Raw genomic sequence first — 12,938 nt, 5'->3', positions numbered from 1 at the left:
GTATAGTTCCCGTCGTTGCAACGTGGCGCGGCTTGGGCGAGAAGGCGCGGATGACGCGCGCCGCTCCTTCCTCGCCGAACGAAGACCCGCCTGCCCGGATGCGCATCCTCCAGGCGGCACGCGAGGCGATCCTCGCCGCGGGTTTTCTTGAGACGAGCATGGACCGGATCGCGCATCAGGCCGGCGCGAGCAAGCAGACGCTCTACGCCTTGTTCAGCTCGCGCGAGCAGCTGTTTCGCGAGGTGCTGCGTGTCACGATGGACGAATCGGGCGAGGAAGGCGCGCCCGACATGCGAACGCTCGATCTGGCCGACGCGACCCGCGCTTATGCGGCCTGGGTCGAGCGATCGGCGACCAATCCCGCCAATCTCGAACTGTATCGCGCCAATGTCGCGGCGGCGGGGGTGTTCCCCGAGCTTGCCGCCGATCTGCACCGGCTGCGGCGCCGCGCAACGCCTTTTTCGGGCATTCTTGCCGACCAGCAACGCGCAGGCCGCCTCCCCGATCTGGATGCGGACCGGCTGGCGCATTGGGCCGGGGTGCTCGCGATCGGCGGGGTTCGCCCGCTGCTCGGGCTGACGCCGACGCCGCGCGAGCGGCACGCCAATATCGAGGCGATCGTCGCGACCTTCGCGCGCGGCTGGCGAACCGGCCCATCGCCCGGCGATCCGGCCACGGCAAGCGCGCCACTACCCGCAGCACCGCCCCGCTCGGTCCCGATCGAGCAAAGCGGCCGCATTTCCGACGCCGCTTGGACCGCGCTGCTACGGCTGGCCGCGACGCGATTTTGCGAAGCGGGCTTCCGCGCCGCCAGCGTCGAGCAGATCGGGGCGCAGGCCGGCATCGCCAAAATGTCGATCTATCGCCGCTTCGGGAACAAGCAGGGATTGTTCGCCACGGCGCTCGATCAGGCAGTCGACGACCGGCTTGCCGCGCGTCCCGCGATGCCGCGCGGCGACGATATCGCTGATACGCTGCGCGCCATCGCCTATGCGCACGATCGTTTCGCCCAACAGCCCGAGCATGTCGCGCTGATCCGGTTGCTCGTCGCCGAGGCGCCGTCCCATGCCGAAACCGTCCAGCGCATCTGGCATCGCCTCGTGACGCCGGCGCACGCCGAACTGGCGACACGACTGCGCGACTGGCACGCCGCCGGCGCGATCCGCCTGCCGGACAGCGCGATCGCCGCCGAACATTTCCTGTTGCTCGCCGCGCGCGGCAACCGCCGTCTCACCGATACGATCGTGTGGGACGAAGACGAGGCCGCCGATCACGCGCGGAGCCTCGTCGCGCTCGTCTATCGCTGAGCGAATTTGTCCGCCAAGCTTTGAGCGCAGCGGTCATTACAACGAATCGTAAAGCAGAGTAAATTCAACGCATGACGAAACAGCCGGGACAATCCTCCGCAACGGGTGGATTGCATGGAGCCGCCGTGAGCAAAAGCGAGATCATTGTCAAGGGCATCAATATGCTCGCGATTTTACTTTGCGCCGAGATCATTCTTTCGGCCGGGTTTATTTTGCGAGAAATATTGTAGAACTATTGCACTGAATTTATGACTTGCGTATTTCCTCGCGATATTGCGCGAGCGGGATGCCGAACCATTGGACGCAGGCGCGCCGCAGGCTGCGCTCGTCGGAATAGCCGACCTCCTCGGCGATCGCCTCGAGGCTCTTGTCGGTCGCCAGCAGCCGCTGCACCGCCTCGCGCCGCGTGTCGGACAATAGTTGGCGGAACGAGGTGCCCGCATCGGTCAACCGCCGCCGCAACGACGCAGCGCTGATCTCCATCCGTTGCGCGACCCCCGCCTCGGTGACCACCCCCTGCCGGATCAGTTCCGCCGCCTGCTCCGCGACGGGCGCTGCCGTGGCGCCGTCGGTCGCGCTGCGCGCCTCGGCCGCTTCCTGCATCATCCGCAGGAATTCGGGGACTTCCTGCGCGCCCCAGCTTTCATATTTGACCGGCAATATCTCGATGCCGGCATAGTCCAGCGGATAATAGAGCGTCACCCCGGTCCCGCGTCGCGTCATCGGGGCCGCGAGGACGACCAGCAGGCTCTCGTCGAAACCATTGATCTTCGCCGCCCCGCGCACGCTTACCGGGCGGAGCGACTTCCCGGTCATCCAGCGAAACGAGGTGTGCAGCGCGAGAACGAAGAATTCGAGCCCGATCTCCATTCCGGTCGTCGCCGGGCGCTTGCAGGTGATGTCGAGCTTGAGCCGATCCTTGGTCCGGACGAACCGCGCGACCAGATCGGGGCGCAAAATCTCCACCGCGGCGACGCAGCGTTTCAGCGCCTCTTCGAAATCCTTGCTGTCCGCCACCGACGAGACGATCATCCCGAAGCTGCCGAACGGCACGACCATCGAGGCGTTGGCCAGCGATTCATACCCCGTCTTGCGGAAATGGCGCAGGCAACGGTCCATGAATTCCAGCGAGGAGATATAATCGTCGTCCGCGAGGCCGGGCTGGTCGACATATTCCCGCCCGCCCTCCGAATCCGGCCGGATGATCATATCGAGATAACGTCGCGGTACCTTGAAATCGATGATCGAAAACCCGCCGCGCGCACCTGCCGACATTCAAATCTTCCCATCACATCGGCCATCGAGCGGCCGTCCCACGCATCGCCCCCGGCGGCGGCGCAGACCGAAATCGGCATACCGGCGCCCGAGCCCGGAAATTTATCGACCCCGTGTAAATTTCGGTCAAGTCGTGTCACCGGCGCCGTCGCGTCCGGCCCGACATATGCCGATGCGCCAAACAAATCCGGCGGTGTCGTGACACCTCATCCGAACAAGAGCGTGCCGCTGTTGCCGAAATCGCGCGCAACGATCTTGCCGTTGGTAAATACATCGCATTCATCGCCGTCACCCCAAATCGTCATTGGCTTATCCGCGTCACGGGATGCAGATATAAGTAATACGGATAACGGAATATTTACCCTCATAATGGCGGTGTACTTTCCCGCATATCTCAGGGATATCTATCCCCATGCGTATCGCCGGACGCGACACAACCGAACGAGACGGCTTGCGCATTTTGCGCTTGTTGGCCACCAGCAGCGCATGAACAGCACGTCGTCTGCCACCAGCTCCGCTGCCGCTCCTCTTTCAAGTCGCGTGCCTGCGCTACGCCGGGTGCGCAGATGGTGGCGGGCGCATGTGTCCAGCGCGGTCGATCACGAGGGCGTAATGGCGCGCGTCGCCGAGGATAGCGGCTGGTCCGCGCGCTTTGCCTTCATGACGATCATGTCGGCGGGGATCGCGGTGCTCGGGCTGCTGCAATCGTCGCCGGCGGTGGTGATCGGCGCGATGCTGATCTCGCCGCTGATGGGCCCGATCATGGGTCTCGGCTTCAGCCTCGCGCTGTTCGACTTCACCGAGATGCGGCGCTCGATCGTCGCGCTCGCCGTCGCGTCGGCGCTGGCGATCGGCTTCACCGCGCTGGTCGTACTCCTTTCCCCGCTCAAGGCAACGACCGCCGAGATATTGGCGCGGACGCGCCCCAATCTGTTCGACCTGCTCGTCGCGATGTTCTCCGCGCTCGCCGGCACTTTCGCGCTGATCCGCGGGCGCGGAGAGACGATCGTCGGGGTGGCGATCGCCACCGCGTTGATGCCGCCGCTGGCGACCGTCGGCTACGGGCTGGCGGTCGGCAATTTCGCGATCGCGGGCGGCGCGGCCGCGCTGTTCGGGACCAACTTCGTGACGATCACGCTGTCGGCGATGATCATGGCGCAGCTGTACGGCTTCGGACACCGGTTGTCCGAACAGCAGACCTGGGCGCAGACCGGGCTCCTCGTCGGCGCATTCCTCGTGATGGCCATTCCGCTGGGCATCTCGCTCAACCAGATCGCGCGCGAAGCGGTGATCGCGACGCAGGTGCGGAGCGTCCTCAACACCAGCTATGGCAAGGACGCCCGCGTCGCCCAGCTCGACATCGATTATAAGGTGAACCCGATCGCCATCCGCGCGGTGGTGATCGCACCGCGTTCCAACGCGCTTCGCCCGCAGATATTGGCGCAGGCGGTCGAAGCGAAGCTCGGGCAGCCGGTGTCACTCCAGGCCGATCAGGTGCTGGTCGACCCCGGCTCGGCGGCAATCGATCAGGAGCAGGCCGCCTTCACCCAGGCGCAGGAGCAACAACGGCTGCGCGAAGAAGGGTCGGAGATCGTGCGACTGCTCGCCATCACCGCCGGCGCCAAGCCGAGCGATGTGCTGCTCGATCGCGACGCGCGGCGCGCGGTGACCGCCGCGCAGCCGCTGCCCGGCGCGTCGCTTCTCGCCTATCGGCTGCTCGAAACGCGCGTCGCGTCGCAGATCAACGGCTGGTCGATCGCGATCGTCCCGCCGGCCGGACTCGACCTGCCCCCGATCGCCTTCGCCAGCGGCTCGGATCAGCTCGACGACGCCGGCAAGACGGCGCTGTCGACCGCGATCTGGGCGGCGCGGCGCTGGAACTGGACCGCGCTGTCGGTGCCGGGGCTCCGCGAGCCCGTGTCGGAACGCGCGACGCTCGATCAGCGCCGCGCCGCCGCGATCGCCGCCGCGTTGCGCGAAAACAAGATCGTGGCGGTGCCGACGAGGCCCGGGCGGGCCGGCGCGGCGATCGAGCTGGGTGCGGCGCGTGCGGATACATCGACGCAATAATTCCCGGCCCTGCCGCGCGGGTTGTCGTCGCGCCATCGGGCGTTCCCGGCGACGGTGGCGCGCGATGCCCCCGGTCGGCGCCTTGCTGATCGCGGCATGCGCCCCGACGGTTCGCCCGTTCGGCGATGCGCCGCCCCCTGCCGCTGCGCAACCGCCGTTCTCGATCGGCGAGACGCGGCGCGCCGACGTCGCCGATGCGGTCCGCGATGCGCTGCACGCCGCCGGCTATCGCGAGGCACAGGATGCGCCGACGCGGGTCGAGATCGGCTTCGCGATCCGCCCGCCCGGCGTAACAGTCGCGGGCGCCGGCGGCGCGACGATCGTTTCGCCGCCCGCGCCGCGCGCGATCGGGCTGTGCCGTCGGCAGGCCTATGTTTTGATCCTCGCGATGATCGATCGCGCGAGCGGGACGGTGTTGCGTCGATCGGGCGCGATCACCGCGCGATGCGTCGGCAAGGAAGCGGCACTACTGCCCGCGCTGGCACGCGCCGCGGTATCGCCCCGGCGCTAGATCGCTCAGGCGAGCGCGGGGAAGCGGAGCGTGAAGCGCGTGCCGTGCGGCGTGTTCGGCGCGCATGTGATCTCGCCGCCGTGCCGCGCCACCGCCGCACCGACATAAGCGAGCCCGAGCCCGACCGAATAGCGCGAACCCGGCGCCGCCTGATGCGCGCCATAACGGCGGAAGGGATTGGCGCGGCGCTCCGCGGACAGCGTCGAGGTGAGGCCGCTATAAGTCGATGCGCCGAAGGTTGCGCCGAGATCGGCCTGCAACGTGCTGTTGGTGGTCGCCGAGGAGGTGCCCAGCAGCACGCCTTCCTTGATATCGAAGCCGGTGACATTGCCCGACGAGAATATCGGCGCGTCGGTATAGCTCGCGCCTGCGACCGCGCTGGCGCCGCTCAATGTCAGCGTGCCGCCCAATTTGCTCGTCGCCGAAACGGTTCCCGCGCCGACGAAGGCCGAATAGGCGCCGGTCGTCGCGTTGGCGGTGATACCGGATGCCAGCACCGCACCGTTGAGGTAGAGCGAGATTCCGCCCGATCCCGCCGGCGCCCCGGCCAGCATATAGGCCGTCCCGTTGATCGACTGCGAACCGGCGGGGGTGTAGCCGGGAAGCCCGAAATAGGGATAAAGCCCCTGCCCGGCACGCCACGGGTTGCCGTTGGCGGTGACGTCGGTGTTGAAATTGGCCGGCAGCGCGCCGCTTTTCAGCTGCGCGGTGGTTCGTGCGCCCGCCGAGCTGGTGCTGGTGGTATTGTTGCTCGTCGTCGGCGTCGCGGTGCCGGTCGCGTAGCGCAGCGTACCCCCTGCGCCGGTCGCCGGCGCCGCCGCCGCCTGGCCGGTGGCCGCCGAATCCCAATAGCCGTTGGTGACGACGACCGTTCCGCCGCTAGTGCCGCCCCATCCGCCGAGCAACCCGCCGATTTGCGGATTGAGGCCGGCGGCACTCACCGCGCCCGAGGCATAGGCATTGGTGACATATTGCGTACCGCCGGTCGGATCGGCGAGCCCGACCAGCCCGCCGACATAGCCGTCGGCGTCGGTCGTCGTGGTGGCGCGCACGCTGCCTTGCGCATAGACATCCGCCAGGGTGACATTGTTCATCGTCATCCCGACGAGCCCGCCGACCTGCTTGTTGCCGGACACGTTGCCAGTGGCGAACGAGGTGTTGATGTTGACGGTATCGACGACGCCGATCAGCCCGCCGTAGCGCGATCCAGCGGCATTTCCGGTGGCGGTGCCCTTGGGCGCAGAAATCTCGCCCTTGTTGTCGACGGTGACGCCGACCAGCGCGACGCTGCCGCCGAGCGAGCCGACGCGGCCAAGGTTGACCACCTTGGCGCTGCTCATGTTGCCGATGTTGAGCGTGCCGCCGGCGAGGAATTCCTCGTTCGAGATGCGCCCGGTCGACGCGAGGAAATTGCCCCCGGTGTTGACCACGCCCGACTTGCCGATGACCACGCCGTTGGGGTTGAGCAGATAGACCGAACCGGTGGCGGAAAGCACGCCGTCGATTGCCGAGAGCGACTGCCCGGTGACGCGGTTGAGCGTCGCCCCGGCGCCATTGTCGATGCGGACCTCGCCGCCCGCGCCGATCGAGAAGCTCTGCCAGTCGATGATCGCCTTGCCCGATGCCTGGCTGACCTGCAGCTTGCCCGCGCCGCCCGACGCGATCGTCGCGGTGCCGGCCTGCACCTGTCCGCCGGTCGGGAGGGTCTGTGCCAGCGCGGCGCTTGCGGAGCAGCCGAATGCTACCGCTGACATCGAAGAAAGCAGATGATTGCGGTAGCGATTCGCCGCGCGCTTCAGGATGCCAGTCCGCTCCGGGGGAGAGAGGGGGTTGCACCGGGTCATGACGTCATTCCTACACAAACAGGGCCACCCCCTTTCGCTGCGGGGGAGGCCGCTTTTCAAATCGGCTCCGAAACGAAACCAATAAAAAACGTGAAATTAAAGTGAGCTAGAAAGGTTTACTATCCGTAAATACGACCTCGCCGCAGCGAAGAAATCGCCCCGCAACCTTGCAGTTACGCACGCTTTGCACGACAAATATCAGTGAATATTTCAGTTGTGGGGATTTCATTTCTCGAACATTCTCAGAAATATTGGAACGTTCGCGCCATATAAGCGATAAAATGCGCCCTGCCTGCCACATGGAAGCGACTTATTAAATAGCGTGACAAAACTTTACATTTTCCGGTCGGCGCGATCTGCCGAAGCTGTCGGCCCGGCGAAGCAGGAAACGACCCGATCAGGTCGGGTCAGCCGCGCCGCTCCCCGGAGAAGGGCAGCAACGGCGCCATGTCCTTCTCATCGTCTATGCCGTAGCAGGGCGGGAAATGATCGGGCAGGTGATGGGTGCCGAAAATGCGATCCATCACCGGCAGGATCGTCGCATAATTGTGATCACGCCACTCGTCATTGGCGTGATGCCAGTGATGAAAGGCCGGGGTGACGATCAGCGCCTCGACCGGGCCGAACCGCCAGCGCACATTGGCGTGGATGAAGAAGGATCCGATCGCGTTGAACAGCGTGATGATCACCGGGATCATCCCCTGCTCCCCCAATGTCGGATTGGCGAAGCCGAGCGCATAGACCGGGAACAAGGCGGTCAGCCGCGACCAGATCATGTCGACCGGATGGGCATGCGTATTGGTCAGCCAATTGACGTGCGCGGGCTGGTGATGCCGCGCGTGGAATTGCCACAGGATCGGCCATTCGTGCGACAGCCGATGCCCCCAATAACCCCCGATCTCCGACAGGATCAGCGCGATCCCCAGGGTCGCGGCGAAGGGCAGGCCGCGGATCAGCGCGAGCCACGCCTCGGGGAGCAATGCGCGCCCGCCGGCGGCGAGCGCGGCGAGCGGCATCGCGATGAGCAGCGGGGGAAGCAGGTTGTTGAGGAAATAATAGCCGATCTCGCCCTTCACCGGCGAGCGCGGCCGATCATTGTGCGCGATCGCGAAGAACCGTTCGAGCGGGATGAAGATCGCGGAGAGGATCACGAGCCAGATGAACAGCCGCAGCGCATCCGTCCCGAATTGCACGATCGCGCTCTGCATCCCGTCCCTTCGAGCGATTTCCTATGTCAGCGCGGGCATTAGCATGCGGACGGACGCTGTGGAACCTTCGCTGCGGGCGCCGGGGTACGCGATGTTCCAATACGGGAAAACAGCACGCGGCCGGCGCCGCGGTGCAGGCCTGGCTGGACGAAGAATCCGCCGAAACGCTGTATCTTTCGAGCGTGACGATCGCCGAACTGCAATTCGGCATCGGCGCGCTTCCCGCGGGCCGGCGCAAAGAAAAGCTTGCGGCGATTTTGGAGGGGCTCCTCGCGCTGTTCGACGGACGCATTCTGCCTTTCGATCTGTCGGCAGCGCGCCATTATGCCGATCTCGCGGTCGAGGCACGCATCAGCGATAAGGGCTTCCCCACCCCTGACGGATATATCGCCGCCATTGCCGCATCGCGCGGATTTGCCGTCGCGAGCCGCGACACCGGCGCGTTTCGCGCCGCCGGCATGACGGTGATCGATCCGTGGAAGGTCGCCCCGAGGAGCTAGCTGGTAAAATTTGCGCCGCGATCTGCGGCAAAGGTGGCGGGCCGCGACCGATAGTGATGATCACTATGCCTACGCCATGCTGCTACGATAGCGTAGGTTACGGGATGATTTTGGGGGATTAAAACGCCGTTGCTCAGAATCCCACGCCAAAGCCCTCTTCGATTTTCTTCCCGGCTTGGCGATCGTAACAGGCGATATAACTTCCCGCTCCATCTGTTTTATATGAGCGAAGCTCTACGCAAGTTCGATCGGACAAACGCATAACGACAGGGAAGGCATTGCGCTCATATGCATCCGCGCCCCGGAAGTTCGCGCGAGCGTCCGCCTTAGCCCTCTCGATGAACGCTTCGTCACCCGGCCGAAACGTGGGGCGGGTTGCCAACGGATAGAGTGTCGCGATCGCCGCCGCTGCTATTAACAGGAGCAAGGTCAACGCCACAGTTGTCGATCGGGTGGATATTCGCATCACCGCATTCTGATGCTTATCGAGAATGCCCGCTAGTGGCGCACAAACGTACCCCGGCGGGTCCCCGCGCATCATAGCGTAGGGTGGCGGGCCGCGACCGATAGTAATGATCACTATACTTACGCCATAGCACTCTGATCGCATAACCGGCCAGACAGTTTGGGATGGATGGAAATCATTCAACGGCTTTCGGCACGGCATGCTGGCGGGCGAACATAGAACGTGGCACTTTGTCGCCATGGGCGAGCAGACGACGACACTATGGCGGCCTGTCGGACCGCAAGAGCTTGAGCTTATCGAGAAGGCCGGCATGACCGCCTTTCCGCACCGATTGCCTGACCAGCCTATTTTTTATCCGGTCCTTTCGGAGGATTACGCGGTCAAGATTGCTCGCGACTGGAATGTGCCAGCGAGCGGGTCAGGCTATGTGACGCGCTTCGAGGTCAAGTCATCCTACCTTGCTGCATACGCGGTGCAGGAGGCAGGAGGGCGGGCGCATCTCGAATATTGGATACCAGCGGAAGAGATGGACGCCTTCAACGCGGCGATCATCGGCAAGATCGAGGTGATCCGGGAGTTCCGTTAGTCGGTGGAAAGCCCCTATTCCGCCTTCAGCATCATTTACGGGAAACCGGTCAATTAACGACCGGCCGCTTCACATCCCAGCCAACCTCCCAGCAGCGATGCTGCTCGCACAGACCGCTATCAATCACCTGCTGCCGCACCCAGTCTACTCGGCTCGGCAAGGCGCCCGGCTGGATCGCGACAAATAGACCGCCAGCGGCACGGGGAAGTCGCGACCACTGATGAAGATAATTTTTCATCGAGCCGTCGCTTACCGGAGCACCATTCCACTCCAAGCCGCCTTCGCGAGCAACTCTCAACGAGTAGCCATCACGAAACTCTGTAGAATGATCGAACGGCAGGCGTGCAGTCTCAGCCTTCGATTGTGCCGGCGCCACGTCAGCCCCTTGATCACACGCAGACAGTGCGGTCGCAGCAAAAAGGAGCAATATCCTCACCATACTCGGCATTTTACGCGGGTTTGGGATCGACCGCTATCGGGTTGATCGCGCGCTTGTCGGACCTTTCGCCGGGCAATAAGTGGATAGCGGACCGGTGGCATGTTACATGCTTGCTCATGCTCGCTCTTATCCTCGCCGCTGCATCGGCGACCGCTATTGCACCGCCGGAGCCGCTGAAGGGACAACTTCAATCTGCGATATGGGCAGATCTTCAACTCAATGCGATGATCGGCAATGGCAATTGGCTTGCCTCGCTTTGGTATCAGGCCGGAAACGGCGCCGTTCCAGACCTTCACATACAAGAGCTGACGTGCACTAAGACCCGTTCAGGGCATCGGTGTGAGTTTGACCTCTATCGCGACGGTGGCCCCAAGATAGTGCTGAATGAAACTGCACCAGACAAATTGGCCTGTATCGCCGATTTCGCTTCCCACAGCGAAGATTGGTCCGTCGTTCATACTCCTCCGCGTCACGCGGGCCACAGCAAGACTTCTATGCGCTGCAAGACTGTAGAAAATCGATCGACCGCTTCCGAGACCCCTTCGACACGATAGGAACGACTACAATTGGGGCGACATCGGCCGGGCCGATGATGGTGGCCGATCCTGCCCGAGTGAACGACCTGGCGTAGGTGGGAGGCAGACGAACAGCTTTAGCAGAGGAATCGACGGATTCCCGATTTCAAAAAAATCATGGTCAGCGAACGCTGACGGGAAAGGCGGGACGGAACTCGGAGATCACAAAATAGCGCCCGTTTATACTATCACTCGAACATTCGAAATCGTTTTCAACGGTCAGCCAGCCCTTCGCGACGCCTTGCAGGGAGCCTCTTCCTGCCGGCAATTTTTCGATCGTGAGGAGCGGTCGGCCGTCAGCGCGCGCATGCTTTCGATCGACGGGCGATCCTGCGCGAACAAAATCGGGAAGAAAGGCACTCACAGGGCGATCAAGCAATTTCTTCGCCGCGCCAACGAGTTCTGCGTCATACACGGGTTCGGAAAAGCGAGATGCGGCGAAGTCAATAAAACCGGTGCCCCCAAAGGCTGGGTCGAATGTGACCTCACCGGTTCGGAATGCCTTCACCCAATGCGCGTGCTGCAGGCATTGCTGCAAGTAGCTGCCTTTGAGCGCACCCATCGCCTGTGATTGCGGCGAGGGCGCGCAACCAGATAGCGCCAAAATCAGTGCCGGCGTAAATGCAGCCCACCAATTCATCGTGCCCCTCCTTTCAGATAAGCTTAGTCGCATTAACCTCAATCATGACTTGAGCGCCACGAGCGTTACCGCCTTTTTGTCGACAAGCGAGGGCCAATCGAAACCTCGCTCCAATCGTTCCAGATATGCGTGATTTTTCCATGTTCTATGAGAAAGCTGCGCTGGACGACGGGTTTTACATTGCGCCCGGGACACTCCCAGACCGCTGAGACGATTTTAAGCATCGATCCATCGAGCGATTTTAGTTCGCAACCCTCGTCTCGTCGATCGACATCATCGATTTTTGGAGGCGCAAATTCTGCTATGACGCTTCGCTCCGTCATCTTATCGAACAGTCTCCGATTGCCATTTTCCGCCGCTCTTATGTATTGCAGAATCAGGCCTGTAGCCGCGGGGTCTCCGGAAATTCTTACCTGTGCCGCCGCCGAGGCGGCTGTAATGCCGATGAGGACTCCTCCAGCGAGGGCAGACACAGAAAATCTGAGCATCTGTAAACCCATAGCCTACCGACCTTTTTGCTCAAACCGTATCCATTCGGGCACGTGATCTCACCTTTTGTCATTGCGTTTGTCCGGTATTGAGCGCTCAGGATTCCGGATCGAGCGGCCGGGTATTGGGGCGACCCCCGCCCCGACCGCTACCAGATTGCCCCATATCGGCTTTAATCGGCTCGGCTTGGACGGAAGGCGGTCGCTTTGCCACAGAGCCGATTAGGCCTAAACCGGGCTGTGGCGTCGACACAGCATACTTTCGTCAATCAGAAGGACGGGCCGATTTATGTGTCGGTGGAGCCTTGGCCGGAGTGTTTCGAACTTGAACCGGGCGACAAGCTGACGCTCGTTTGGAATGCGCCAACGGTTGGCGATGCCATGCAGGTGGACTTCATCAACGAACGCGAGCTGGTCGTTTGGCCAAGTGGCGAGATTGACACCATCCAGTACCTCTTTAACGGTGAACCGGGGGCGGATCGAAGCTGGACCTTCAAGCATCGCTGACGACCGCAATTGCGGCGCGTGCCGCCGGGCGGCTAAGAAATATCCTCGCGGCGGCGCCGGACGACATAGACAGCGCTGACGATCAAGCTGATCGGTACGGTGCAGATCGATAAAACGAGCAACGCCATAAACAGCATCGCGGGACCGTCATTAGGCGGCGGGCCATCTGGAGCGGCGCAGAGCAGCGCATAAGCAATCAATATTCCTATCGCAGGCACAAACGTTGTGCCAGCCAGCACGGCTAACGTGCGACTTACGCGCATGATGCGTTGACCGACTGTCGCCATGAAGATGAAGGTCAACATAGCTACTATCAGCGCAGCGACGACCACGAATGGCGCGTCGCCCGCGCTTGCGATCGTTTTCGGGTTAGAAAACGCCGACCAGAGTAGCTCACCCATCGCATTTTCTCCCAGCCGAGGCTTAATCCGCCTCTTGACCCATGTCTGCAATGAGGAACGTTCGAACCGTTAGCTAACGACCGATCTTGGGGCGACATCGGCCCGTCGGGTGTTGGCAGTC

At 63.0% G+C, this 12,938-nt stretch carries 14 protein-coding genes; 7 read left to right on the top strand and 7 right to left on the bottom strand.

Features of this window, described 5'->3' with window-relative positions; translation table 11 throughout:
- Window positions 1–50: 50 nt before the first annotated feature.
- Together NED98_RS20130 and NED98_RS20125 are read left to right on the top strand one after the other, a co-directional pair.
- Window positions 51–1,307, top strand: coding sequence for a TetR/AcrR family transcriptional regulator (locus tag NED98_RS20130; RefSeq protein ID WP_265314202.1), 1,257 nt, complete (start codon window positions 51–53; stop codon window positions 1,305–1,307).
- Between the two features lie 71 nt (window positions 1,308–1,378).
- On the top strand, window positions 1,379–1,537 hold the full coding sequence (locus tag NED98_RS20125) for a hypothetical protein (protein ID WP_265314201.1): 159 nt from the start codon (window positions 1,379–1,381) through the stop codon (window positions 1,535–1,537).
- Between the two features lie 16 nt (window positions 1,538–1,553).
- On the opposite strand, the gene NED98_RS20120 is transcribed toward NED98_RS20125, so the two are convergent.
- A complete protein-coding gene (locus tag NED98_RS20120; RefSeq protein ID WP_265314199.1) occupies window positions 1,554–2,582 on the bottom strand; it encodes a helix-turn-helix domain-containing protein in 1,029 nt (342 codons plus the stop codon).
- 582 nt (window positions 2,583–3,164) lie between these two features.
- Here NED98_RS20120 and NED98_RS20115 point away from each other — a divergent pair.
- Both NED98_RS20115 and NED98_RS20110 read left to right on the top strand, forming a co-directional pair.
- Window positions 3,165–4,652, top strand: a complete 1,488-nt coding sequence (locus tag NED98_RS20115) for a DUF389 domain-containing protein (protein ID WP_265314198.1) — start codon at window positions 3,165–3,167, stop codon at window positions 4,650–4,652.
- A 64-nt stretch (window positions 4,653–4,716) separates the two neighbouring features.
- The gene (locus NED98_RS20110; protein WP_265314197.1) at window positions 4,717–5,163 is read left to right on the top strand and encodes a hypothetical protein; all 447 of its coding nucleotides are present in this window, start codon (window positions 4,717–4,719) and stop codon (window positions 5,161–5,163) included.
- Between the two features lie 5 nt (window positions 5,164–5,168).
- Here NED98_RS20110 and NED98_RS20105 read toward each other — a convergent pair whose 3' ends face one another.
- Together NED98_RS20105 and NED98_RS20100 are read right to left on the bottom strand one after the other, a co-directional pair.
- Window positions 5,169–6,917, bottom strand: coding sequence for a two-partner secretion domain-containing protein (locus tag NED98_RS20105; protein WP_265314196.1), 1,749 nt, complete (start codon window positions 6,915–6,917; stop codon window positions 5,169–5,171).
- A gap of 497 nt (window positions 6,918–7,414) precedes the next feature.
- Window positions 7,415–8,215 (bottom strand): sterol desaturase family protein, encoded by an 801-nt coding sequence (locus NED98_RS20100; protein ID WP_265314194.1) that lies wholly within the window; start codon window positions 8,213–8,215, stop codon window positions 7,415–7,417.
- A 23-nt stretch (window positions 8,216–8,238) separates the two neighbouring features.
- Here NED98_RS20100 and NED98_RS20095 point away from each other — a divergent pair, with 23 nt between their 5' ends.
- Entirely contained in the window at window positions 8,239–8,715 is a 477-nt protein-coding gene (locus NED98_RS20095; RefSeq protein WP_265314193.1) for a PIN domain-containing protein, read from the top strand.
- Window positions 8,716–9,380: 665 nt separating this feature from the next.
- The gene (locus NED98_RS20090) at window positions 9,381–9,767 is read left to right on the top strand and encodes a hypothetical protein (protein WP_265314192.1); all 387 of its coding nucleotides are present in this window, start codon (window positions 9,381–9,383) and stop codon (window positions 9,765–9,767) included.
- A 49-nt stretch (window positions 9,768–9,816) separates the two neighbouring features.
- Here NED98_RS20090 and NED98_RS20085 read toward each other — a convergent pair whose 3' ends face one another.
- The 3 genes from NED98_RS20085 to NED98_RS20075 form a co-directional block, all read right to left on the bottom strand.
- On the bottom strand, window positions 9,817–10,143 hold the full coding sequence (locus tag NED98_RS20085; protein WP_265314191.1) for a hypothetical protein: 327 nt from the start codon (window positions 10,141–10,143) through the stop codon (window positions 9,817–9,819).
- A 759-nt stretch (window positions 10,144–10,902) separates the two neighbouring features.
- Window positions 10,903–11,421: a hypothetical protein gene (locus NED98_RS20080; protein WP_265314190.1), complete on the bottom strand. Its 519-nt coding sequence runs from the start codon at window positions 11,419–11,421 to the stop codon at window positions 10,903–10,905.
- A 65-nt stretch (window positions 11,422–11,486) separates the two neighbouring features.
- Window positions 11,487–11,921, bottom strand: coding sequence for a hypothetical protein (locus tag NED98_RS20075; protein ID WP_265314189.1), 435 nt, complete (start codon window positions 11,919–11,921; stop codon window positions 11,487–11,489).
- A 228-nt stretch (window positions 11,922–12,149) separates the two neighbouring features.
- Between NED98_RS20075 and NED98_RS20070 the strand changes: the two genes are divergently transcribed.
- Entirely contained in the window at window positions 12,150–12,416 is a 267-nt protein-coding gene (locus NED98_RS20070; RefSeq protein ID WP_265314188.1) for a hypothetical protein, read from the top strand.
- A gap of 32 nt (window positions 12,417–12,448) precedes the next feature.
- Here the strand turns inward: NED98_RS20070 and NED98_RS20065 are convergent, their stop codons facing one another.
- On the bottom strand, window positions 12,449–12,817 hold the full coding sequence (locus NED98_RS20065; RefSeq protein ID WP_265314187.1) for a hypothetical protein: 369 nt from the start codon (window positions 12,815–12,817) through the stop codon (window positions 12,449–12,451).
- Window positions 12,818–12,938 lie beyond the last annotated feature (121 nt).

It is taken from the genome of Sphingomonas lycopersici (genome assembly GCF_026130605.1).
Classification (GTDB): domain Bacteria; phylum Pseudomonadota; class Alphaproteobacteria; order Sphingomonadales; family Sphingomonadaceae; genus Sphingomonas; species Sphingomonas lycopersici.
This window is presented reverse-complemented; position numbering and strand designations above follow the sequence as displayed.

Bases quoted from the DNA above. Each gene is read 5' to 3' on its own strand.
- NED98_RS20065 (WP_265314187.1), bottom strand. From the start codon at position 12,817: ATGGGTGAGCTACTCTGGTCGGCGTTTTCTAACCCGAAAACGATCGCA.
- NED98_RS20110 (WP_265314197.1), top strand. From the start codon at position 4,717: ATGCCCCCGGTCGGCGCCTTGCTGATCGCGGCATGCGCCCCGACGGTT.
- NED98_RS20095 (WP_265314193.1), top strand. From the start codon at position 8,239: ATGTCAGCGCGGGCATTAGCATGCGGACGGACGCTGTGGAACCTTCGC.
- NED98_RS20100 (WP_265314194.1), bottom strand. From the start codon at position 8,215: ATGCAGAGCGCGATCGTGCAATTCGGGACGGATGCGCTGCGGCTGTTC.
- NED98_RS20125 (WP_265314201.1), top strand. From the start codon at position 1,379: ATGACGAAACAGCCGGGACAATCCTCCGCAACGGGTGGATTGCATGGA.
- NED98_RS20105 (WP_265314196.1), bottom strand. From the start codon at position 6,917: ATGTCAGCGGTAGCATTCGGCTGCTCCGCAAGCGCCGCGCTGGCACAG.
- NED98_RS20090 (WP_265314192.1), top strand. From the start codon at position 9,381: ATGCTGGCGGGCGAACATAGAACGTGGCACTTTGTCGCCATGGGCGAG.
- NED98_RS20130 (WP_265314202.1), top strand. From the start codon at position 51: ATGACGCGCGCCGCTCCTTCCTCGCCGAACGAAGACCCGCCTGCCCGG.
- NED98_RS20075 (WP_265314189.1), bottom strand. From the start codon at position 11,921: ATGGGTTTACAGATGCTCAGATTTTCTGTGTCTGCCCTCGCTGGAGGA.
- NED98_RS20120 (WP_265314199.1), bottom strand. From the start codon at position 2,582: ATGTCGGCAGGTGCGCGCGGCGGGTTTTCGATCATCGATTTCAAGGTA.
- NED98_RS20080 (WP_265314190.1), bottom strand. From the start codon at position 11,421: ATGAATTGGTGGGCTGCATTTACGCCGGCACTGATTTTGGCGCTATCT.